Source organism: Yoonia sp. R2331 (assembly GCF_041103235.1).
Lineage (GTDB): Bacteria > Pseudomonadota > Alphaproteobacteria > Rhodobacterales > Rhodobacteraceae > CANMYO01.
The window spans coordinates 160,376-183,799 of sequence record NZ_JBGCUN010000002.1 but is presented as its reverse complement, the minus strand read 5'-3'; the positions used below and the strand labels follow the sequence as shown (position 1 = coordinate 183,799).

19 protein-coding genes are annotated in these 23,424 nt (G+C 58.0%); 14 read left to right on the top strand and 5 right to left on the bottom strand.

What is annotated here, in order from left to right; translation table 11 throughout:
- Nucleotides 1-26: 26 nt before the first annotated feature.
- A complete protein-coding gene (gene guaB / locus AB3Y40_RS15640) occupies nt 27-1,475 on the bottom strand; it encodes an IMP dehydrogenase (protein WP_369439811.1) in 1,449 nt (482 codons plus the stop codon).
- Between the two features lie 121 nt (nt 1,476-1,596).
- Between guaB and AB3Y40_RS15635 the strand changes: the two genes are divergently transcribed.
- Together AB3Y40_RS15635 and AB3Y40_RS15630 are read left to right on the top strand one after the other, a co-directional pair.
- Nucleotides 1,597-2,286 carry a hypothetical protein gene (locus AB3Y40_RS15635; RefSeq protein ID WP_369439810.1) on the top strand — a complete coding sequence of 230 codons (690 nt, stop codon included), beginning with the start codon at nt 1,597-1,599 and terminating at the stop codon, nt 2,284-2,286.
- A gap of 100 nt (nt 2,287-2,386) precedes the next feature.
- Nucleotides 2,387-4,426 carry an ASKHA domain-containing protein gene (locus tag AB3Y40_RS15630; RefSeq protein ID WP_369439809.1) on the top strand — a complete coding sequence of 680 codons (2,040 nt, stop codon included), beginning with the start codon at nt 2,387-2,389 and terminating at the stop codon, nt 4,424-4,426.
- 1 nt (nt 4,427) lies between these two features.
- On the opposite strand, the gene AB3Y40_RS15625 is transcribed toward AB3Y40_RS15630, so the two are convergent.
- Nucleotides 4,428-5,150, bottom strand: a complete 723-nt coding sequence (locus tag AB3Y40_RS15625) for a hypothetical protein (RefSeq protein ID WP_369439808.1) — start codon at nt 5,148-5,150, stop codon at nt 4,428-4,430.
- Between the two features lie 571 nt (nt 5,151-5,721).
- Between AB3Y40_RS15625 and AB3Y40_RS15620 the strand changes: the two genes are divergently transcribed.
- From AB3Y40_RS15620 to AB3Y40_RS15590, 7 genes are all read left to right on the top strand, one after another.
- A complete protein-coding gene (locus AB3Y40_RS15620; RefSeq protein WP_369439807.1) occupies nt 5,722-7,014 on the top strand; it encodes an ABC transporter substrate-binding protein in 1,293 nt (430 codons plus the stop codon).
- 167 nt (nt 7,015-7,181) lie between these two features.
- Complete coding sequence (locus AB3Y40_RS15615; RefSeq protein ID WP_369439806.1) at nt 7,182-8,120, top strand: carbohydrate ABC transporter permease; 939 nt, start codon at nt 7,182-7,184, stop codon at nt 8,118-8,120.
- 12 nt (nt 8,121-8,132) lie between these two features.
- A complete protein-coding gene (locus tag AB3Y40_RS15610; RefSeq protein ID WP_369439805.1) occupies nt 8,133-8,969 on the top strand; it encodes a carbohydrate ABC transporter permease in 837 nt (278 codons plus the stop codon).
- A gap of 23 nt (nt 8,970-8,992) precedes the next feature.
- Entirely contained in the window at nt 8,993-9,727 is a 735-nt protein-coding gene (locus tag AB3Y40_RS15605; RefSeq protein ID WP_459553996.1) for an SDR family oxidoreductase, read from the top strand.
- A 4-nt stretch (nt 9,728-9,731) separates the two neighbouring features.
- The gene (locus AB3Y40_RS15600) at nt 9,732-10,625 is read left to right on the top strand and encodes a helix-turn-helix domain-containing protein (RefSeq protein ID WP_369439803.1); all 894 of its coding nucleotides are present in this window, start codon (nt 9,732-9,734) and stop codon (nt 10,623-10,625) included.
- Nucleotides 10,622-12,043 (top strand): mannitol dehydrogenase family protein, encoded by a 1,422-nt coding sequence (locus AB3Y40_RS15595; protein WP_369439802.1) that lies wholly within the window; start codon nt 10,622-10,624, stop codon nt 12,041-12,043. The genes AB3Y40_RS15600 and AB3Y40_RS15595 overlap by 4 nt, the downstream gene beginning before the upstream one ends.
- The gene (locus tag AB3Y40_RS15590) at nt 12,031-13,065 is read left to right on the top strand and encodes an ABC transporter ATP-binding protein (RefSeq protein WP_369439801.1); all 1,035 of its coding nucleotides are present in this window, start codon (nt 12,031-12,033) and stop codon (nt 13,063-13,065) included. Before AB3Y40_RS15595 ends, AB3Y40_RS15590 begins: the two co-directional genes overlap by 13 nt.
- Here AB3Y40_RS15590 and AB3Y40_RS15585 read toward each other — a convergent pair.
- Entirely contained in the window at nt 13,062-13,634 is a 573-nt protein-coding gene (locus AB3Y40_RS15585; protein WP_369439800.1) for a TetR/AcrR family transcriptional regulator, read from the bottom strand. The genes AB3Y40_RS15590 and AB3Y40_RS15585 overlap by 4 nt on opposite strands.
- Nucleotides 13,635-13,714: 80 nt before the next feature.
- Between AB3Y40_RS15585 and AB3Y40_RS15580 the strand changes: the two genes are divergently transcribed.
- The 4 genes from AB3Y40_RS15580 to AB3Y40_RS15565 are packed head-to-tail and all read left to right on the top strand — an operon-like array spanning nt 13,715 to nt 17,404.
- A complete protein-coding gene (locus tag AB3Y40_RS15580; protein ID WP_369439799.1) occupies nt 13,715-14,179 on the top strand; it encodes a (2Fe-2S)-binding protein in 465 nt (154 codons plus the stop codon).
- The gene (locus AB3Y40_RS15575; RefSeq protein WP_369439798.1) at nt 14,179-16,422 is read left to right on the top strand and encodes a xanthine dehydrogenase family protein molybdopterin-binding subunit; all 2,244 of its coding nucleotides are present in this window, start codon (nt 14,179-14,181) and stop codon (nt 16,420-16,422) included. The genes AB3Y40_RS15580 and AB3Y40_RS15575 overlap by 1 nt, the downstream gene beginning before the upstream one ends.
- Before the next feature lie 12 nt (nt 16,423-16,434).
- Entirely contained in the window at nt 16,435-17,049 is a 615-nt protein-coding gene (locus AB3Y40_RS15570) for a hypothetical protein (protein ID WP_369439797.1), read from the top strand.
- 10 nt (nt 17,050-17,059) lie between these two features.
- Nucleotides 17,060-17,404 (top strand): hypothetical protein, encoded by a 345-nt coding sequence (locus AB3Y40_RS15565; protein WP_369439796.1) that lies wholly within the window; start codon nt 17,060-17,062, stop codon nt 17,402-17,404.
- Here the strand turns inward: AB3Y40_RS15565 and kynU are convergent.
- Nucleotides 17,401-18,594: a kynureninase gene (gene kynU / locus AB3Y40_RS15560; RefSeq protein ID WP_369439795.1), complete on the bottom strand. Its 1,194-nt coding sequence runs from the start codon at nt 18,592-18,594 to the stop codon at nt 17,401-17,403. The two genes, AB3Y40_RS15565 and kynU, sit on opposite strands and share 4 nt — an antisense overlap.
- 124 nt (nt 18,595-18,718) lie before the next feature.
- On the opposite strand from kynU, the gene AB3Y40_RS15555 reads away from it, so the two are divergent.
- Nucleotides 18,719-21,475 (top strand): non-ribosomal peptide synthetase, encoded by a 2,757-nt coding sequence (locus AB3Y40_RS15555; RefSeq protein WP_369439794.1) that lies wholly within the window; start codon nt 18,719-18,721, stop codon nt 21,473-21,475.
- On the opposite strand, the gene AB3Y40_RS15550 is transcribed toward AB3Y40_RS15555, so the two are convergent.
- Complete coding sequence (locus AB3Y40_RS15550) at nt 21,472-22,695, bottom strand: cytochrome P450 (protein ID WP_369439793.1); 1,224 nt, start codon at nt 22,693-22,695, stop codon at nt 21,472-21,474. The genes AB3Y40_RS15555 and AB3Y40_RS15550 overlap by 4 nt on opposite strands.
- Nucleotides 22,696-23,424: the final 729 nt, after the last annotated feature.

The window sequence follows — 23,424 nt, the reverse complement described above, 5'->3', positions numbered from 1 at the left end:
TTGATATTGAAATGATGCGAGTGGCCTTACCCAATGCGATAATTCGGGCTTTCGCGGGTGATCTGCACATCATGCACATGACTTTCTTTCAAACCCGCACCAGTGATTTTCACGAACGAAGAATTCGTCCGCATTTCTGCCACCGTCGCATTGCCGGTATAGCCCATTGCCGCACGCAGCCCGCCGACCAATTGATGCACGACGGCACTGGCAGAGCCTTTGTAAGGGACTTGTCCTTCGATCCCCTCTGGCACCAACTTGTCGCTGGCCGCATCCTTTTGAAAATAGCGATCCGCTGATCCGCGCGCCATCGCACCAAGCGACCCCATGCCACGATAGCTTTTGAAGCTGCGGCCCTGATACAGGATCACTTCACCGGGGCTTTCATCCGTGCCAGCAATCATGCTGCCGACCATCGCGCAGGACGCGCCCGCGGCAATTGCCTTGGCAAAGTCGCCAGAAAACTTGATTCCGCCGTCTGCAATGACCGGCACGTCATCGGCTGCTGCCGCACAATCCATGATGGCGGTCAACTGTGGGACGCCAACACCCGCAACCATCCGCGTTGTGCAGATCGAACCGGGGCCGATCCCGACTTTTACGGCATCAGCACCTGCACCGATCAGCGCCTTTGTCGCCTCTCCCGTGGCAACATTACCCGCGACAACCTGAACTTCGTTCGACAATGTCTTGATCCGTTCGACGGCCTTGGCGACCCCTTCAGAGTGACCGTGGGCGGTGTCGACGACAATCATATCAACGCCGGCTTCGACCAATGCCTCGGACCGCTCAAACCCGCTGTCGCCGACGCCGGTGGCCGCTCCGACCCGAAGCCGTCCCAAAGGGTCTTTGCAGGCCATTGGGTTCAGCACGGCTTGTTCGCTGTCTTTGAGCGTCAGAAGTCCAGTTAGCTTGCCCTGACCATCGGTGATCAGCAACTTTTCGATCCGGCGCGCCTGCATCAAGCTGCGTGCCTCATCAAGATCAGCAGGCTCTTGCAACATGGCAAGGTTGTCGCTGGTCATCATGACGCTGACAGGTGTGTTGTCATCGGTCGCAAATCGCATGTCACGGTTGGTCACAATACCCACGACCCGTCCATCTGGTCCAACAACGGGAAAACCTGTCACGCGGTAGCGTTCCATCAAAGCCTTTGCATCGGCCAACGTTTGATCCGCGCGCAGCGTCACAGGGTTATAGACCGTGCCAGAGACGAAACGCTTGACCCGGCGGATTTCCTTGGCCTGCGCATCGACATCCAGGTTCTTGTGCACCACGCCCATGCCACCAGCCTGCGCCATTGCAATTGCCATGCGACCCTCTGTCACCGTGTCCATCGCGCTGGACAAAAGTGGGATATTCATGGTGATCCCGCGAGTTGCGCGCGTGGCCGTATCAGCAGTCGACGGCAGTACAGAAGATGCGCCCGGCACCAGCAAAACATCATCAAAGGTGAGTGCCTCACGAATCTGCATCGACCTGTCTCCTGGCTCAGTCCCGTTGGCACGTCCCTATTGCATGGTTACCCCACCTGTGAAAGGCCAAATTGTCGCGAACATGCTTGTCCCCACCACGTCTTGGGCGCATCCTCGCGCAATGGGACCTCCGACATCAACGCAAACGCCACCGCCGTGGCGTAAGAGCCTGCCGCGATTGATACTGCGGCTGGCCGTTGCAGTGTTGCTGGCGTGGTTAGGGTTGCAGTTCTACGAATGGGTTTCTGTGCAGGCGATGTCGATGACAGGCATCGGTGGCAGCCAGATGATGCTGGGCGTGCTGACATTGGTCTTGATCGGTTACGCAATCCTGCTGGCGGTTCCCTTTATGCCGGGGGTTGAGATTGGCGCGGCCCTGCTGCTGATGGAAGGGGCGAGGATTGCACCATTCGTTTATCTGGCGACAGTGATCGGACTGGTGCTTGCCTTTGTTGTCGGTCGAAATGTCTCGCTCAAATGGCTGCATCATGTCTTTCGCGACCTCCACATGTTGCGCGCCTGTGCGATGATTGACCGGATTCGAACGCAAGAACCACGGGACCGTCTGAACGGGCTTTCTGACGCACTTCCCAAACCGCTGGCGCAGGTGCTGATTGGCTGGCGCTATTTGACCATCGCCGCTTTGATCAACCTACCGGGATCGGTGGTGATTGGCGGCGGTGGCGGCATTCTGATGCTGGCCGGGATCAGCCGCCTGTTTCACCCCGCCTGGATGCTGTTGACCATCGTGCTGGCGGTTGCGCCGGTGCCACTGGGCGTCTGGATATGGGGCACAGACCTTTTGCGGTGACCGGTCGCATGACGCTGCGCATAATGATTATGCCGTGAATTGGCCTTTTTCATCGCTGACATTCCGCTAAGTTTCGGACAATGCGTCAAAAAGGCTGATCATGCGTAACGATCCTCTTGTCATCTTCACCCCGTCGGGCAAGCGCGGGCACTTTCCCGTTGGCACGCCGATCCTGACCGCTGCGCGGCAATTGGGTGTCGACCTTGATAGTGTCTGCGGCGGACGCGGGATTTGTTCAAAGTGTCAGATCACACCCGGTGTTGGCGAATTCCCGAAACATGGGCTGACCGTGGAAGTGGATTCCCTTTCGGAATGGAACAGTACCGAACAACGCTACGACGACATTCGCGGTCTGAAGAAGGGCCGGCGTCTGGGATGTCAGGCGACGGTGCAAAAGGACGTTGTCATCGATGTGCCCGCCGAAAGCCAAGTGCACAAACAAGTCGTTCGCAAGCGTGCCGAGGCGCGCGACATCGTCCTGAACCCTTCAACCCGGTTGTACTACGTCGAGGTTGCCGAACCCGACATGCACGACCCCTCTGGCGATCTGGAGCGCTTGATCACAGCGCTGCGCCGCGACTGGGATCTCCCGGCGCTCGAGGCCGACCTAGGTGTGCTGACCAGTCTGCAACCGGCCCTGCGCAAGGGGCAATGGAAGGTAACCTGTGCTGTGCATCTGGGCGACGCGACCTTCAGCCCCCGGATCATGCAAGTCTGGCCCGGTTTCTATGACGGATCGATCTATGGCTTGGCGGTTGACCTTGGGTCCACCACGATCGCGGCCCACTTGTGTGACCTGCATACCGGCGACGTAGTTGCATCATCGGGCGTGATGAACCCGCAGATTCGATTTGGTGAGGATCTGATGAGCCGTGTCAGCTATGGCATGATGAACCCTTCGGGCGCCGAAGAAATGACCCGCGCCGTGCGCGAGGGGATGAACAGCCTCTTCGTGAACATCGCGGCCGAGGCGGGCATTGACCGCAATCTGATCGTGGACGCTGTTTTCGTGTGCAACCCGGTGATGCATCACTTGTTCCTAGGCATCGACCCGTTCGAGTTGGGCCAGGCACCCTTTGCCCTGGCAACTTCGGAATCTCTATCGCTGCGCGCGTTGGAACTCGATTTGAACCTGCACCCCGCCGCACGGGTCTATATGTTACCTTGCATCGCGGGGCATGTGGGTGCGGACGCCGCTGCGGTCGCGCTTTCCGAAGCGCCCGACAAGTCCGACGACCTTGTTCTGGTGGTGGACGTGGGCACGAACGCCGAAATCCTGTTGGGCAACAAGGACAAGGTGCTGGCCTGTTCGTCCCCCACCGGGCCTGCGTTTGAAGGCGCGCAGATCAGCAGCGGCCAGCGCGCGGCCCCCGGAGCAATTGAACGGGTTGAAATTGATCCGGCGACCAAGTTACCGCGCTTCAAGGTCATCGGCTGTGATCTTTGGTCCGACGACCCCAAATTCGGGGCAGAGACTGCGACCACCGGTGTGACAGGCATCTGTGGATCAGGCATCATCGAAATTGTCGCGGAAATGCGGATGGCCGGCATTGTGGACGGCCCCGGCCTGATCGGGTCAGCCGAACAAACCGGGTCCCCCAATTGTTTTCCCGAAGGTCGCACCAACAGCTACCTTGTGTATGACGGTTCGTCTGAGGGCGGACCCAAGATCACCGTGACAAACGTGGACATCCGGCAAATCCAGATGGCCAAAGCCGCGCTTTATTCCGGTGCGCGCCTGCTGATGGACAAGTTCGGTGTGGACAAGGTTGATCGCGTGGTGCTGGCCGGGGCTTTTGGTGCGCATATCTCGCCCAAGCACGCCATGGTGCTTGGCATGATCCCCGATGCGCCGCTGGACAAGGTGACCTCTGCCGGGAACGCCGCTGGCACAGGCGCGCGCATCGCGCTTTTGAATACCAAGGCGCGGGCGGACATCGAAGAAGTCGTCCACAAAATCCATAAGATCGAAACCGCGATCGAGCCGCGCTTTCAAGAGCACTTTGTCAATGCGTCCAATATCCCCAACGCGGTTGAACCCTTCCCGATCCTGAACACCATCGTCGATCTACCCGCTGTCAACCATAACCAAGGTGGAGACGATGGAAGTGGTGGGCGCAGACGCAGACGACGCGGCTGACTTAGGCTGCTCGTCTAAACGCTGGCCCGGTCTGAAAAGGTACGGCCAGCATTGGCGGCATTTTATATGCTCCCTTTGCGCGACGCGAGGTCCAGACAAAGGTTTCCACATATGGCGCCTGACCCGTCGCACGGCCCAAAATCATTGCGCCCACGATCCCGGTGTAAAGCGTCAGAAGGTAGAGTGGATAGGCCAGCATCAGCGCGTCGAGCTTTCCAACGGCCAGCGTGGCAAGTCCGGCAGCGACAAGTGACACAACCCATGTGGTCATCGTCTCGCTGCGTGGATCGCGGAAAGCTTTCCAAATTGTCAGGCCCCCCGCCAGCAGGCTGATACTGATCGAAATCGCCAGCGCAAGTCCCGGCGAGTCGGTCATGTACCACAACCCCAGGCCAAATGCCGCCAGCGACAGGATCACCTTGTTCCGCCGACTAAGATACGCACCAAAGCCGCGCGTGATGGATTGCAAAAAGACAATCACCGTACCGCTGACCTGCACCACTGCAAACCAGATGGCAGGCCCCGGCCCGGCGGCCAGTTGCGTCGCGAGCGCAATCGACCCAAGCACCGACCAAATCAACCAACCCGCCCGGTCCGGCTGTGTTCGGCCTTTGGCGGTATCAATAATGTAGGGGACAAAGGCAAAAGTGCTGAGCAGTCCCGACATTAGACCAAGCAGCAACAATGGGTCCGCGAACAAGCGGGTCACAAACGCATCAATCATGAAACGCGATCCAGCAATAAGGATTTAGGGGAAGGACCCCCCATCTATTCCCTGCAACCTATCCAGCGGGCTGATACCTCGACAGTCAGGTATTCCAGACCTGTCCAAAACATGGGATGTGTCACCAGAAAGTCAGACGTCCAGATGCGTGAAGGGGCCGTGCGCCTGCTCGGGGTGACAGTGGGTTGCCCGCAGTGCCCCGTGTCGTGAAGCCGCAAGATCTGGTACGGGTCTGTCTAGGTTTCATCGCGGCAGAATTTATTGCCCGGCCGATTCAAGACCAACGGTTGGCGGAGACTGATGATGAAGGCGCGAAGACTCCTCTTGAATGCCCTCCGAATCCCTACGCGCCTGTGCGTCTTGGGCGCGATCTGACCGATAGGAATCGTGCAACTGTGCGATCTTCCGGCGGTCGAGCGATCCAAGAAAACCGCACTTTCGATGAATTCGACCTTGGAAATGCGAAAAATGTATAGTCGTTTAGGCAAATCATATTGGTTTAGATGCAGTTCAGTCGACACCATAAGACACGGTTTGAATTTAGGAACCCGAGATTTCTGGGAGGAAAATCATGAAATCACTGATGAACTCGGCTCTGGGCCTTTCGCTGGTTGTTGCAGGCGCAACAACAGCAACGGCTGACAGCCACGCAACTGAACTGACAATCGCAATCGTCAACAACGGCCACATGATCAACATGCAGACCGTTGCGGAAGCTTACACCGAAGAAACCGGCGTCGTCCTGAACTGGGTCTCGCTGGAAGAAGGCGTTCTGCGCGAGCAGGTGACCTCTGACACCGCAACCGGTGGTGGCCAGTACGACATCATCAACATCGGCATGCAGGAAGCACCGATCTGGGGTGCCGCAGGCTGGATTGAGCCGCTGAACTTTGGCGCTGAGTACGACGTCGACGACATGCTGCCAGCAATGCGCAACGGTCTGTCGCACGAAGGCACACTCTATGCTGCACCATTCTACGGTGAGTCTTCGATGGTCATGTACCGCAAGGACCTGATGGATGCTGCCGGCGTGTCTATCGCTGACAACGACAGCTGGGACAACATCAAGGCAGCTGCTGCTGCAATCCACGATCCCGACAATGGTGTCTACGGCGTATGTCTGCGCGGTAAGCCAGGCTGGGGCGACAACATGGCGTTCATCACAACTGTTGTGAACTCCTTTGGTGGCGCATGGTTTGATGCTGACTTCACGCCAACACTCGACTCTGACGAGTGGAACGCTGCAATCAACTTCTATGTTGATCTGCTCGGCACATACGGCCCTCCAGGCTCTGAAGGTAACTCCTTCAACGAGATCCTCGCGCTTTACAACGAAGGCAAGTGCGGCATGTGGATCGACGCAACAATCGCTGCTTCTTTCCTTGAAGTAGACGGTGTTGCATATGCTCAGTCGCCAAACGCTGGTAACCCAGTTGGTGCGAACTGGCTGTGGGCTTGGGCGATGGCAATTCCTGCCGGTTCGCCAAACGCCGAAGCTGCTGCAGACTTCATCGAGTGGGCCACTTCCAAAGAGTACATCCAGGCCGTGGGTAACCACCCTGAGTTCGGCTGGGGCTCTGTCCCAACTGGTACACGTGCGTCCACGTATGAAATCCCTGAGTTCCAGGCTGCTGCTGCATTCGCCGCCGCCGAGAAAGCAGCGATTGACTCTGCCGCTCCAGAAGCAACTGACATCAAGCCATACGTAGGCGTTCAGTTCGCTGCCATCCCTGAGTTCCCAGAGGTTGGTTCCGCTGTTGCTCAGGAAATGGCAGCCGCACTGTCCGGTTCCAAGTCCGTCGAGGATGCACTGGCTGCTGCACAAGCTGCTGCTGTCGCCATCATGGACGAAGCTGGCTATTAAGCCGCCTTACAAAATGCGGGGTCCGGCCATCGCTGGCCGGACCCCACCCCACCGCATAATTTGATCGCCGCCCCGAACCGCGCAATATTGATGCTGCTGGCAGGGCGGTGGCGACCCGCCACTTGACCGACCACACTACTCCTCAGCTTTGCAAGGGTACTCAAGCCATGTCTGACAGAACCATCCCAAGACTGCTGCAAACCCCCGCCGTGCTTCTTTTGCTGGTGTGGATGCTGGTCCCGCTGAGCATGACGCTCTTCTTCTCGTTCATCCGCTATGCACTGAACAACCTGCGGCGACCTGAATGGACAACGCCCGACATCGCCAACTGGCGTGGTTTCGGCAACTACAATTACGTGCTGAACAACAAGGACTTTTGGTTCGCCATCCAGAACTCAGTCCTGATCGTGGCCAGCATCCTGATCATCACCGTCATCCTTGGATTGGCCATCGCAGTGTTGGTAAATCGGTCCTTTCCGGGCCGTGGGATTGTCCGGGTCTTGCTGATCTCACCCTTCTTCGTGATGCCCGCTGTGAATGCAGTTCTGTGGATCAACATGATCCTTGATCCGGTGCTTGGGCTGAACGGTGTCGCCGTCGAAGGCATCAACAACATGGTGGCTGGTCTCAAGGATGCGCCGCTTGTCGGTTGGTTCTTTGCCCTTTGGCCGGAACTGCGGCCCATTTCGTTCCGCGGCACAGATACGTCGGCCTATGCGGTCATCATGATGGTCGCGTGGCAATGGACGCCGTTTGCAGTGCTGATCTTTATGACCTCGCTTCAATCCGAAGACGAAAGCCAGAAAGAAGCAGCGACGCTGGACGGTGCAGGACCCTGGTCGCAATTCATCAACCTGACCGTGCCCCATCTGGCCCGACCCATTGCCATCGTGGTAATGATCCAGTCGATCTTTCACCTCTCGCTTTATGCCGAGATTGAGATTGTCAGCCGGGGCAACGGCAACAAGAACCTGCCGTATCTGATCGGCGAATTCTCTTCCAACAACATCGGTGCCGCGAGCGCCACGGGCATTTTCGCCGTCATTCTCGCCAACATCATCGCGATCTTCTTGTTGCGCATGGTTGGCAAGAGCTTGATGGACTAAGGGGGCAAGACGATGGCTGCAGTTACTGAACGCTCAAGATTTGGCGGTATCATCTGGCCCACCGTGGCCTGGATCGTCGCGCTGATCTTCTTCTTTCCGATCTTCTGGCTGGTCTTCACCAGCTTCAAAACAGACGCAGATGCGGTGAAGCCTGAACATCTGTTCTTCTTCACGCCGACGCTCGAAAACTACGCCAATATGACCCAAAACTACGATTACTGGCGCTTTGCCATTAACTCGGTCATTACATCGACATTTGCGACCCTGTTCGCATTGGCCGTCGGTGTGCCTTGTGCCTATGCGATGGCGTTTAACCCCAGCCGGCATACCAAGGACATCCTGATGTGGATGCTGTCGACCAAGATGCTGCCAGCGGCTGCGGTGCTTTACCCGATGACCTTTCTGACCAAGAATTTCCTTGGCATCTTCGACACCCATTTTCTGGTGATCCTGGTGCTGTGCCTGATCAACTTGCCGATCGCGATCTGGATGCTTTTCACCTACTTTAAGGAGATCCCGAAAGAGATCATCGAAGCCAGCAAGATGGACGGCGTCACCACATGGGGCGAGATCAAGGATATCCTGATCCCGCTGGCGTGGGGCGGTGTCGCCTCGACCGCGCTTCTGACCTTTATCTTTTGCTGGAACGAGGCTTATTGGACAGTTCGCCTGACAACCGTTGACGCAGCCACGCTGTCAAAACTGATCGAAGGCAACCGCGCGCCCGAGGGTCTTTTCTTTGGCCGCTTGTCGGCGGTGTCGACGGCCGCCGTCGGCCCGATCATCGTGCTGGGCTGGTTCTGTCAGAAGCAGCTGGTCCAAGGCCTGACCTTTGGTGCGGTAAAGTAATGTTGAATCCTGCCCCCACAGATATGACCGGTAAGACAGCCCTTGTGACGGGTGCGTCCGGCGGCATTGGTGCCAGTGCGGTCGCACATTTCGCGGCGCTGGGGGCTACGGTCTATGCGACCGACATTGCCGACGAATTTGAGGGGCCAGCCACCTATGAATCTTTCGATTTGCTCGAAGATGGGGGCCTCGCGGATTGCACCGACTGGATTGCCACGATCAAGCCCGACATCCTGTTCAACAACGCCGCGATCTTTGACATGGGGTCAGTTTTGGACGCGGATCTTGCGCAATACGACCGGTTGTTCGGCGTCAACGTGCGGGCGTTCTATGCAGTGATGCAGGCCGCGGCCAAGTCAATGGTTGCCGTCGGGCAGGGCGGGTCGATCATCAACCTCGCTTCACAGGCGGGCCACCGGGGCGAGGCGCTGGTGGCCCATTACTGCGCCACCAAGGCGGCCGTCATCAGCTATACCCAATCTGCCGCGCTGGCGCTTGCGCCGCATAAAGTGCGAGTTAACGCGATCAGCCCGGGTGTGATCGACACACCAATGTGGGGCACAGTGGATGCCCTGTTTGCAAAGTTTGAAAACAAGGAACCGGGTCAGAAAAAGCGTGAAGTCGGCGAGGCCGTGCCCCTTGGCTACATGGGATCACCAGATGATGTGGCCCGTGCTGCGGTATTCCTTGCTAGCGATCAGTCGGCCTATATGACGGCCCAGACCATCGGTGTCGATGGCGGCAACGTCTTGAGGTAGCAACATGTCAATCATCGCGCCAGAAATCGAAATGGTCGACCGGTCCAGCCGGTCCATCCGGTATCTTGAACATGGCTGGCCCAGCGATCTGTGTCGGTGGCATGCGCATGAGGAATACGAACTGCATCTGATCGTGGCCACCCGAGGCAAGGTCTTTGTCGGCGATTACATCGGTGACTTTTCGGCGGGCGATCTGTTCATGACCGGTCCCAATCTGCCACACAACTGGATCACCGACAAAGTCTGGTCAACGCCTGTCGCCACCCGCGATATGCTTGTGCAGTTCAGCCATGAAAGCGTTGAAAAGCTGGCCGAAGGCTTCCCCGAATTCTCGCAAGTTCTGCAACTGTTACATTTGGCCCAATCGGGCATCCGCTTTGTTGGCTTCAACCCGACATTTGCGCGCGGTCACATGGAATCGATCCGCGACAACAAGGGCGCCGAACGTATTCTGGCCTTTGTCCGCTTTTTGGTGCGCCTGAATGAACACGCCGAGAAAGAGGTCTTGTCAGCTGCCAAACTGGTGCAGCCACAAGGTGGCAGCAAACACGCCCGGATCGGGCAGGTGATCGATCACATTACCAAGAACTTCAAGGATGAGATCGCCGTGGCACAAGCCGCCGATATGGCCGGAATGACCCAAGCCACTTTCAGCCGCAACTTTCAGGCCGTCACCGGTCACGGCTTTGTCGATTTCCTCAACCGGATTCGTATCGGACAAGCATGCAGCATGCTCTATGCCACCGACGAACAGATCACCAACATCTGCCACGATGCGGGCTTTAACAACCTGGCTAATTTCAACCGCCACTTCCTGAAACTCAAGGGCATGACCCCGTCGGAATATCGGGAAACGGCCCGCAAGGATCTGGCGCCCAAACTGGAATCGACCTCATGAACACTGCTACGACCTCTCATGTTCATGCGACAAGTTTTGTCCGCACCGATTGCGCGGTTGGCGTGGTCCACCTGGGGTTCGGCGCCTTTCATCGCGCCCATCAAGCAGTCTATCTGGACGACTACATGCAAGCCTCTGGCGATCTGCGTTGGGGCATCGCCGCAGTAAATCTACGCGGGTCCGAAGCCGCGCAGTTTGAGGCGGTCGTCGAGGATATCGCGCGGCACGACGGTTACCTTCTCAAGGCGACATCCCCTGACGGCGATGTAGCACTGCGCCGGGTTCGCTCGCATGTCGCCTTCGCGGATTGGAGCGTTGATACGGCCGGTTCCGAGGCATTGCTGTCCCTGCCATCGGTTCATCTGGTCACTATCACAGTCACTGAAAGCGGTTACTACACCGATCCTAGGGGTGACCTGAACACTGCCGATCCCGTCATTGCGGCAGAGGCCAAGGGCAGTGACGCGCAAAGCGTTTATGGCTACCTGCGGGGCGCACTTGCCAGCCGTATGCAGCGGACCGACGCGCCGCTGACCATCGCTTGTTGCGACAACATTCGCCAAAATGGCAAGATGCTGCAGCGGAACTTGCTGGCCTATCTTGAGGCAAGCGGCGAAAGCGAACTGCATAGCTGGGTCGCATCCAATGTGGCGTTCCCATGCTCGATGGTTGACCGTATCACGCCACGCAGTCCTGACAGCCTGGGCGCAGAGCTTGCGGCACTTGTGGGCAAAGACGTGACCTCGCCAATCATGGCAGAGGATTTCATGCAGTGGGTGTTGCAGGATAACGCCGCGGCGGACATGCCGGACCTTGCACAGGCCGGCGTCACGGTCACTGCCGACGTCGATCCCTACGAGGAAACGAAGATCCGCGTGCTGAATGGCGGCCACACTGCTTTGTGCTATCTGGCGGCTCTGGAAGGTGTTGACACTTTCGATGCGGCGATGCGCGTGCCTGCTTTGAATGACCATTTCCACCGGTTCCAAACGGATGAGGTTCTGCCCGCGATCCGTATCGCGCTGCCGTTTTCTAAGACTGACTACCGCGACGCCATAGCGCGCCGTTTTGGCAATCAGGCCATTGGTGACACGGTTGCTCGCATCTGTGCGGATGGCATGGCCAAATTCCCGATCTTCATCCGTCCGACCCTGCAAGGCTGTCTCGAACAAGGAATTGTGCCGGTCTATACCGCGCGCAGCATTGCCAGTTGGTACGTCTTTGCCCGTCACGTCGCCGCTGGAAAGATTCCTTTCAAATATGTGGAGCCTAGCTGGGCAGAGCTTAAGGCAATGCTTGGCACCGATGGCTTTGTCACTAGTCGAAAGCTGTGGGGAGACATCCCCGAAACCTATCCCGAATTTGCCGCCACACTGCGGCACGAAATCAAAGAATTGGAGACGAAATGGCCGGTTTGACGCTACGCGATGTCCGCAAAAGCTATGGCGAAACTCAAGTCATGCACGGTGTCGATCTTGATATCGAAGACGGCGAATTTGTTGTGTTCGTAGGCCCATCGGGCTGCGGTAAGTCCACCTTGCTGCGCATGATTGCGGGGCTCGAAGAAATTTCTGACGGCTCTGTGGCGATTGGTGATACCGTCGTGAACGAAGTCGCGGCCTCCAAGCGTGGCGTCGCGATGGTGTTCCAAACCTATGCTCTTTATCCGCATATGACCGTCTACAAGAACATGGCTTTTGGCCTGAAGCAGGCCAAGACCGACCCCGCAGAGATTGATCGCCGTGTCAAAGCTGCGGCCGAGATTTTGCAGATCACCGACTATCTGGACCGCGCCCCGCGCAACTTGTCAGGCGGGCAACGCCAGCGGGTCGCCATTGGCCGCGCCATTGTGCGTGACCCAGAGGTGTTCTTGTTCGATGAACCATTGTCTAACCTTGATGCGGCCCTGCGGGTTGCGACACGCCTTGAAATTGCACGCCTGCACGAGCGCCTGAAGACAACAATGATCTACGTGACCCACGACCAGGTCGAGGCGATGACCCTGGCCGACAAGATCGTGGTGTTGCGCGATGGCCGGATCGAACAGGTCGGTTCTCCGATCACGCTCTATGACACTCCGGCAAACGCATTTGTGGCGCAGTTTATTGGCAGCCCCAAGATGAATTTCTTTGGCGCGGACGAGCTGTCCGCAAGCGCCAGCACCGTACTGGGTCGAGAGGTTGCCGCCACTGAGCAAGTCGGGTTCCGCCCTGAACATCTGACCGTTGGTAGTGAAAGCAACGCAGTTATCGAAGGTCGCATGGAACTGATTGAAAACCTGGGTGAATACGCACTTGTTCATCTCATCTCACCCGCGGGCACGGAATTCATCGCCAAAACCGAAAAGCCGCCAGCAGGTGCAAAGGGCAGCACGATCCACTTCTCGATCAAGCCTGAGCTGGCTCACTACTTCGACCGGGAAAGCGGGTTGCGGGCCTAAGTGCCTGCAGGTGCTTTGATTAGCGCAAGGGTTGCGGATTTAATGGTTCGCAACCGCTGATCAAGATGGGCCGCATCTGCGGCACCATATTTGGCGTTGAAGCTGCTGGAATAGAAGAATTCGACAATGTCATCCAATGGTGTTGCGATCTTGGGCGCAGGTCCCAGCGCATCTGCAAAAGCGCTGGTCAATTCTGCTTTCCAAAGGACTTCAAGCTCGGCCATTTCCTCGGCCGCGGCGGTGTGCATGCCTTCCAGCAGCTCTGCCCAATCGGGGGCCGCATGTATCGCTTCATACCATGTCTGTGGTCCCAATTTTTGAAAGGTGCTTAGTTTGGCGTCCAGTGTCGCATCACTGGCCCAAGCCGCTTTGATCTGGTTCAGCGACTCTTCACCGTAAAGCCGGACAACGGCCCGCAAGATTTCTTCTTTGCTTGAAAAAGTGTTGTAAACAGTCTGACGGGCGACATTTGCCGCAGACGCAATGTCATTCATCGTCGTCTTGCCAAAGCCATAGCGCGAAAACTGTGCGTGCGCCGCTTTGATTATGTTGATCGTCTTCTCATTCATCGCAAACGATTTGACAAACTCATCTCAAGATGTCAAATGGACAAAGGTGATACATTTGTCCAAAACGTTGGAGGATCCCAATGAAACTGACAGTGAACGGCCAACCGCGCGAGGTTGATGTCGAAGATGACATGCCTCTGCTTTGGGTCTTGCGCGACGAATTGGGCCTTACCGGCACAAAATACGGCTGCGGCATCGCACAATGCGGGGCCTGCACAGTGCATATGGATGGCTTGGCCGTGCGCAGCTGTCAGGTTGCCGCCGCAACCGCTGATGGTGCCGATATACTCACCATCGAAGGGTTGGGAACACCCGACGCACTGCATGCGGTGCAGGAGGCTTGGGTTGAACATCAGGTCGCGCAATGCGGCTACTGCCAATCTGGTCAGATCATGCAGGCGGCGTCACTTCTTGACCTGAATCCGAACCCCTCTGATCAGGACATAGACATCGTGATGAGCGGTAATTTGTGCCGCTGCGGGACTTATCCGCGTATCCGCGATGCGGTCAAAACGGCCGCTGTCAAATTGCAGGGGGCAGGATAATGGGTCGCCTTCGCACAATTAGTCGTCGTAGCTTTCTGGTCGGGTCCGCTGCCGTGTTGGGCGGGGTCGCCTTTGGCGTCTATCGCGCAAATCGCCCGTTTGAGAACCCGAATTTGGCGGAATTGTCGCAGGACGCCGTCAGCTTCAATCCGTGGGTCATCATTGATGCCGAAAAGATCACGCTGATCGCACCTCATGCTGACAAGGGCCAAGGCGTCATGTCCGCGCAGGCCGCCTTGATCGCTGAAGAATTGGACGTCACCCTTGATCAGGTTGAAATCAGCTTTGGTACGCCAGATCAGGCCTACTTCAATACAGCCTTCGCTGACGCGGCTGTGCCGTTCCCGCAATACGACTTCGGCGACACTGCAGAGACGATGCGCGGGATCGCGGGCGGTGTTCTGCGTGCATTTCTTCCGATCATGGGAACGGGTGGATCCTCGGCCATGCCGGACAGCTACGACAAGTTGCGTCAGGCCGGAGCATTGGCGCGTGAAACGTTGAAAGCCGCCGCCGCGCAGCAAGCCAGTGTCGATGTTAGCACTCTGAAAACCGCAAACGGCGCAGTTGAACTGCCCGATGGCAAAACGCTGCTCTATACCGAATTGGCTGCAGCCGCCGGACAAATCGCGCCGGTCAAAGATGTGAAACTGCGGGACCCGTCACAATGGCGCATTCTGGGCAAGCCGATGGAGCGGGTGGACATCAAGGCAAAGTCCACCGGCACGCAGACCTATGGAATCGATCATCAGGCTGACGACCTGTTGCACGCGACGATCAAGGTCAATCCCCGGCAAGGCGGCGCACTGGAATCCTATGATGATACTGCAGCACGCGACATGCGCGGTGTTGTTGATATCTTTGAAATCACCGGCGGGATCGCGGTGGTTGCCGACAACACATGGCGCGCCATTCAAGCTGCCAATGCCGTGGACTGCACCTGGGGCCCTGCATCCTATCCAGCAGAACAGGATGCCCACTGGGCGGCCTTGTCGGCTGCGTTTGTGCCCGAAAAACTGAATGCTGAGGCGCGCACAGTTGGTGATGTTGATGCTGCCTCGGGCGATGAAGTCACCGGCGAATACCGCTCACCTTACGTGGCACATGCTCCGTTGGAGCCACTGAATGCCACGATTCTTGTAACCGATGACCGGGTTGATATCTGGACCGGCCACCAGCTTCAGATGATGGTGGAATCGGACGTCGCCAACCTCACCGGGCTCGACGCCAGCAACGTGCACCTGCACAACATGTTCATCGGTGGCAGTTTTGGTCACCGGCTCGAAATGGACTTCGTGCGGCAGGCAGCTGAGATTGCAATGAAGATGCGCGGGACGCCTGTCAAAATGACCTATTCCAGGGAAGAGGATTTTGCACATGACTTCCCCCGTCACATCACCATGGGGCGCGGCGTTGGCAAACACGCTGATGGCAAGGTCGTGTCGTTGGATGTGCAGATCGCGGGGCAATCCGTGCTGACCTCTCAGATGTCGCGTATGGGGCTTAGCTTGCCTGGTCCGGACACCCAGCTTCACGAAGGGGCCTGGGACGTCCCAAACCTTAACCTACCCAACCTACGGGTCCGGTCGTACAAGGAAACCAGCCTTGCACCAGTATCGTCTTGGCGTTCTGTCGGCGCGGCGCCCAATACGTTCATCTATGATACGCTGCTGGATGAAACGATCCATGCCGCCGGTGCGGACCCGCTCGCAGAACGTATCCGTTTGATGGGGCATGACGTCTCTGTAAAAGTGCTCGAAACGGTTGCCGACATGTGCAGCTGGAACGGCCATGATCTGGGCAATGGGCGCGGGCGCGGGATTGCCTATGCCTTTTCCTTTGGGGTACCGGTCGCGACCGTGGTCGAGGTGACACAGACCGATGGCGGCATCCGCCTTGATGAGGTCTGGATCGCCGCGGACGTGGGGCAAGTGATTGACCCGGTCAATCTTGAAAACCTGGCGTTCGGCGGCACGATCTTTGGCCTAGGCCATGCGATGAACTGCGAGATCACATATGCCGACGGCATGGCGCAGCAGTCAAACTATCACGCGCACGAAGCGATGCGCCTGTATCAGACGCCGCGCATGCATTTCACTGCGCTCGAAAACACACCCAAGATCAAAGGCTTTGGCGAACCACCGGTGCCGCCCGCGGCACCTGCGCTGGGCAATGCAATCTTTGCAGCAACCGGCCAACGCCTGCGCGAAATGCCGTTCAACAAATTTGTCGACTTTGTCTAAGGGGCCACCGTTATGAAACTTTGGTCGGCATCAGCCATCATCGCATTGACCGCTTCGTCCGTCTTGGCCGCGGGCGAAAACGTCGAAATCACGCCGCCTGCAGATGGCACGATCAGCCGGGAACAGGCGCTTGCCGCATGGGACCGCATTTACGAGGTTGCGTCGCATCCGCGGTGTTCGAATTGCCATGTCGGCCCAGAGAACCGCCCGATGTGGTCAGGCCCAAGCTACGGCAAGACCCGCCCGCACGGGATGAACATCAATGCGGGCGACAGCCGCATCGGGGTTGAGACGATCCAGTGCAGCACGTGCCACGCCTACCGCGAGGGGTTGAACGACATACCTCATGCCGCGCCGCAGGTCGCCATGAATTGGCAACTTGCCCCGGTCGAGGCGGAATGGTTTGGCACATCCTCAACAGATGTTTGCAACCAACTGCGCGACCCTAACCGCAACGGTGGACGCGACTATCTGGAAATCGCCAGCCACCTTGACCACGACCTGATCCTGCATTGGGCATGGAACCCCGGTGGCGGCCGCGAACCGGCCCCTTACGATCTGCAGTCCCACGTCAATGACGTGCTGGCCTGGGGAGTCGGCGGCATGCCCTGCGCGAATGATGAATGAGGCAACGACCATGACACTGATCCAAGGCCCGTTTCGCTGGGCAATTCCTTTTGTGTTGATCAGCGCGCTCTTGCATCTGATTGCGCCGGTGATTAGCGGCTTTGCTGTCCCGTCGCTGATGCTTTTCGTCATTGGCTTGATCTACTTGGCCTGCGCCTCTGGCCTGTCACGCGGAATGCGGTGGTTGGGGTATGTCATGTTCTTTGTGATGGCCGTTGGCGGCATTTCGGCATTGGGCGCTATCTGGGCGGCGGGTCCAGTGCCTGGATGGCTTTTTGCCTCCATCGCTGTGGTCAACTGCCTGGCGTTCCTGACGCTTTTTGCGACGCTCTGGCGCGCGCCGGAAACGGTCTAGGTCACACGGGCCTTGCGCAGGTAGACGGGGTCGTCCCACAGTCGCTGGTCGAGCACCTCGGCCAGCACATCCACGGCGCGGTGCACGTCGCTGTCATCCAGATAAAGCGGTGTAAAGCCGAACCTCATGATGTTGGGCGCGCGAAAGTCCCCAATCACATCCCGCGCGATCAAGGCTTGCATCGCCGCATAGCCATGCTCAAACGCGAACGAGACCTGCGAGCCGCGCTCGGCCGGGTTGCGCGGGCTGGCAAGGGTCAATTGCGGGCAGCGCGTCTCGACCTCTGTGATGAAAAGTTCGCTCAGCGTGATACTTGCGGCACGCAAATCGCCCATATCGACGCCGTCCCAAACCGCCATCGCGGCCTCTAGTGCTGACATCTGCAACACCGGTGGCGTGCCCACGCGCATGCGTTCGATGTCCTTTCCGGGCCTGTAGGACGGTTCAAATGCAAAGGGCGCATCGTGGCCCAGCCAACCTGACAGCGCAGGCGCAATGGTGCCGGACAGGTCGGATCTAACGTAGATGAAGGCAGGCGCACCTGGACCACCGTTGAGGTACTTGTAGGTACAGCCCACGGCAAACTCACATCCCAGCGCTGCCACATCAACAGGGACAGCCCCCGCACTATGGGCCAGATCCCAGACCATCACTGCACCAAAGTCATGCGCGCGTTTGGTGATTGCCTGCATGTCGTGCATACGGCCAGAGCGATAATCAACCTGCGTGATCATGACCACTGCGACTTCTTCGGTGATGGCTGCGGTCACATCTTCGGGGGCCACCGTGCGCAATGTGTGGCCCGCATTAAGATGGGCGATCAGCCCCTCTGCCATGTAAAGGTCTGTCGGAAAATTCCCGGTGTCGGACAAGACCACCTTGCGATCCGGCCGCATGCTGAGCGCGGCCGACAGAGCCTGATAGACCTTGATCGACAGCGTGTCGCCCAGAACAACGGACCCGGCAGGCGCACCGATCAGCCGCCCAATGCTATCACCCAACCGCACCGGCTGCCTCATCCAGTCGTCTTGGTTCCAACCTTTGATCAGATGCTGCCCCCATTCATCCGCGACGACGCGCGCCAGATGCTCTGGCACCGCGCGCGGCAGAGGCCCCAAAGAGTTACCATCCAGATAGACCATGCCATCAGGCAGAACGAACTTGTCTTTCATCGGCAGGGAAGGGGGCATCTGTGATCCTGTGAACTTGCGAAAATCAGGTCATCTTGGGATCAGGATCGGGCCGCTGCAAGGCCAATTCGGGCGCGCCGTATCCGGGTTGGAATTCTGTCGGGCAGTGTGCATTCTCGGCGTTATGTCCCACCAACCCTGGTCATCGCTCTGGCAAACAATCGAAGGATCTGGCGACCGCCCTGCACTGATTGGTGCGGACGGACATGTGCTGACCTATCGCGGATTGTGCGAGCGTCGCGCGACATGGCATCGGGCGATTCATGTGGCAGGGCCATTGCGTGTGGCGACGCTGTTCGAGAACGGCCCTGACACGGCTGTTGCCCTCTTGTCGTTGCTCGATCAGGTGCGGCTTTGTCCGCTGAACCTTGAGGCGCAATCAGCGCGCCTGTCTGACAGCATCACCGAGGCGCAAATTGACGTGGTGCTGTATACTTCGGCGCTCTCCGTCACGACCCTTGCCCATCTGCAAAAGGAACATCCCGGTAAACTTGTGCCCGTGGATCTACAAAACGCCCGTCTGCTGGGCGAACTGCCAAAAGGTGGGCGCAATCAGGCGGGGCTGACCCTGTTTACCTCTGGCAGCACAGGCACACCAAAACGGGTGCCATTGACGCCCGATCAATTGGCGCTGTCCGCCACCAACATCTGCAACCACCTGCGCCTTGGACCCGCAGACCGCGCCGTACATGCGCTGCCGATGTTCCATGTTGGCGCGCTGGTTGATCTGTTGCTCGCGCCATTGTCAGCCGGCGGGACCGTCATTATTGCCGCAAACCTCGAATCCACCTCACTGGTCAGCGCCGTCAGGACACATGCGGCGACTTGGCTGCAACTGGTGCCCACTGCGTTGCATCGGCTGGTGGCCGATCTGGACGACGCAACAGCGCAGGAAATCGGCCAAAGGCTGCGATTTCTACGTATGGTGTCCGCTGATTTGACGCTTGAATTGCGGGCGCAGGCCACGTCTCGCCTTGGTCCCGTGCCGATCATTCAGATGTATGGCATGACTGAAACCGCGGGGCAGATCACCTCAATGTCGCTTGATGAACATGCGGACAAACTGCGCTCTGTCGGTCGCGCTGCCGGGCCAGAGGTCGCCATCATAGACAGTTTTCGAAACCGCTTGCCTGCCGGACATGAGGGCGAGGTGTGTGTAAGCGGACCCACCATCATGACTGGCTACGAAGGGACCGACATCACCCCGCGCTATGGTGACTGGTTCCGCACCGGCGACCTTGGGGTGTTGGACGAAGATGGCGTTTTGACGCTGACCGGACGCCTGAAAGAGCAGATCAATCGCGGCGGTGAAAAGATTTCACCTTTGGTGGTTGAACGCGCTGCCAAATCGGTGCCGGGGGTGTTGGATACTGTGGCCTATGGCGTGCCACATCCAACGCTGGGAGAGCAGGTGGCTTTGGCCGTTGTCACTGACCAACCCCTTGAAGAAACGACCTTGCTGAAAGTGTTACAAAGCCAACTTTCGGCGTTTGAAGTGCCGCGCAGAGTGCTATTCCTCGACGCTTTGCCGCGGTTGCCCAGCGGCAAAACCGACCGGCGGTCCTTGGCGTCAATGCCGGACCAGTCCGAAACTGCACACAGACCAACCGACCCTTTGACGACCAAGGTGGCCACGATTTGGGCGACACACCTGCAATGTCGCACTCCACATGCCCAGTCCGATTTCTTTGACGATGGCGGCGACAGTCTGGCCGCGACCGAATTCATCACCCTGCTGGAAGAAGCGCTGGGCAGATCTGTTGACCCAAATATCCTATTTGAAGCACCGCGACTTGATGCGCTTGTCGCTGCCCTGAGAGCTGATCAACCCAAGACGCAATCAGAACCGGCACACCTACAATATCTGCGCAAACGTATCGCGGGTTGGCAAGGACAACGGGTTGGGCCGCATGGTCTGATTATTCTACGCAACTCGCTGGCACAGGGGACACCTGCATTCTTTTGCGCCAACGGCATGGCGATGCCGCGCCCCTTGTCGAACCACATTTTCAAGGATCACCCATTCCACATCATGCGGTCGCTGTTTGGCTTTGGCGGAAAGGATACCGCGCTGAACGCGGAGCTGGCAAAGCTATACGCCCGCGACATCGCTAGCCTCCTGACCCCTGCCGAACCGGTAATTCTGGGTGGCTTTTGTGAAGGTGTCCGCGTGATGGAAATGGTGGGACAGGACCTGACAAGGCTAGGCCATCCCATCTCAATGTTCCTCGCAATCGACAACATTTTCGACGTATCGACGCCCTACCCGGTCTACTATGTCTGGTCGAATAGCCCGAACTATTCGGGCGCTGTCCGCTATCGCGACCCCAGTTTGGGCTTTGCTGTGCTCCATCCGAAGGGAGCTGTCTTTCAGGCCTTTGACCGGGCCCACGTACATTTGCTGGATCGAGAGACCTTGCCGAAGTTGCGCAAGGCTGTGACGCCTTACCTTGAGGGCAAGCCTCTGCCGCGTCAGACACCTACAGATCAGACTTCTCTGCCAGAACGCAAAGTGCGGCACGACGCCCGGATTGCACTACATGCGCCACGGTTCTTGTCGCGTTCCAAGGCAAAAAAGGTGACTGTCACCGTCACAAACACCAGCAAGGTACCTTGGCCGCCAACCGTGGACAGTGGCTTGTTCTTATCCATCGATTTCGATGTGAACGGATTGGACATGGCCATCCTGCGCCATGCGATCGCCGATTTTGCAACGGCCGTCGCGCCGGGGGAAACGCAGCGCTTTGGGTTTGACCTGACATGGCCGAGCGCGCGGCGCCGGCCCTACCGATTGACTGCCCGAATTGTGGACGATGGATTGGCCCGGTTTGGTAATGACACCGGTTCGGGCAACGGACGGCTCGTGTTCCGCATACCCTAGTCAGGCAAATCGATCATCACGCCCAACGGCCAGCGGTGCCCAAACCTGTGCTGATAGTGCAAGTCTGCAGGTGTAAACTGCATCGTGACACCCGCCGCCAGCAAGGCTGAAACTGCCGCTTCTATCAGCAATAGAGCCAGCTGCGTGCCGATGCAGGCATGGCGACCCCGCCCAAAGATCAGCGCCGCGCGCGCATCGCGGGCAAGGTCAAACGCGGCGGGTTCGTCATGCGCATCTGGATCGCGGTTGGCACTGCCCAACGCCAGAAACAATGGCGTGCCGGGCTTGAGCGTGATTCCGTGCAACACGGTTTCCTCTTGGATTATGCGCGGGATGATCTGGGCGGGGCTTTCGAGTCGCAACGCCTCGTGAACCGCATTGGCAAGCTGTCCCGGATCGGTCTGCAAGGACTGCCAGACATCCGGTTGCTGCTGCATCACCACAAAGAAGGTCGCGACACCCGCCGCGATATTCTCGACCCCGTCCGCAAGGATCAAAAGGGCGTTGTCGCAGACCGCCTGTGGGGAAAGATGCGGCGATAACTGCGCCAGAAAGCACTGTGGATCCAGCGTGGGTTGGGCCATCACCTGTTCGATGAAATGGCGGGCTTCGGCCAGCCGGGTATTTGTCCTATCCAGTGCTTCGCGGCTCTGGATCGGAGCGAACAAGCTGAACAAGGCATCCGTGGCTTGACTGATTGCTGTGGGATCGTGCGGCAGACCAACAAAACGGGCCATCGCGGCAATGGCGAAAGGTCGGGCAAATTCAATATTGGCGTCAAAGCTGACCCCACGCGCCATCGCGCTGATCTGGTGGTCGGCCAGTTGTGGCAGCCACGTTTTGCACGCCGCAAAGGACTGATAGAACGCGGCCGAAACCGGGCGCCGGATTTCCACATGCCGAGGCTTGTCCAGAAACGGGGGGATATTTGCCGCGACGTCGGCACTGACATGTGTGGCGCGCTTCCCTTCTGACAGCGCAGAGAACCGTGAAGGTGCATTGCCAAGGTGCGAGTCGGATAGTGAGGCTACGATATCGACAGCGCGGGTTAGCAGATACCCACCGCCCTGCACCTGTGCCAATGGACGTGTCTTGCGGAAAGCGTCGTAGATCGGGACCGGATCGGCAAGGAAGGCATCGCTCGTCAGATCAACCGGTTCCACCGCCTGCGCCTGGTCACCCAGCAGTCCTGCGATCTGTGACCCTAACTTTCTGAACACCGCCTTCGCCTTTCGCAGGAACTGGGCAGATCATGGCGCAACGCGCTGTTACGGTCAAAGCCGAGTTTTATGCATGTCTTGGGGGAAAGTGGCGCCCATGTGAGGAGCGGACTTGTCGAAACTCGAGCGTCGCGATGCTCTTCTGTTTAGGAGATTTCCTGATGAGTTACTTTCAAAACGCCAGGTCAAGGAGCTGATCCTGTTCTCGCGGCAGTACATTGCAAAGCTGGAGAAGACAGGCCCACTCCCGAAGCGGATACAGCAGGGCCCGAACTGCGAGGGGTGGGAAGAAGGTCTATGGCTAGAGTGGCTTGAAAAAACGGCTTGCGCAACTTGAGGGGCCGGACTGACACTCCCCTCACAGTGAGCTGGATAGCTGGGGCGGCAAACCTGGCCACCCGCCAACTCCGGCAGGAACATGCAATTACCAACGGACCAAGATTCTGCGGTCGAAGCCCGCTGAGTTGCCTTTTGCTGCGAACACACTTCCCAATGCAGACATCACATTCAGTCGCCGCTATTGCTTCCTCAAGGATTGATGGACCACTAACCAAATGGCCTGCGGTGTTTCGCCACTGGTGTCTTCTGCTAGAATGCTCTTGATGAACAGTGATTTGAGAATCGTTAGGAAAAAGACGATCTTGGGGAGTAACATGGAGATTGGCGTCAGAGAGGCCGCGAAACAGCTGGTGCAGATGTGCGCCGCACGGGACTTGCCCATGTTGCGGG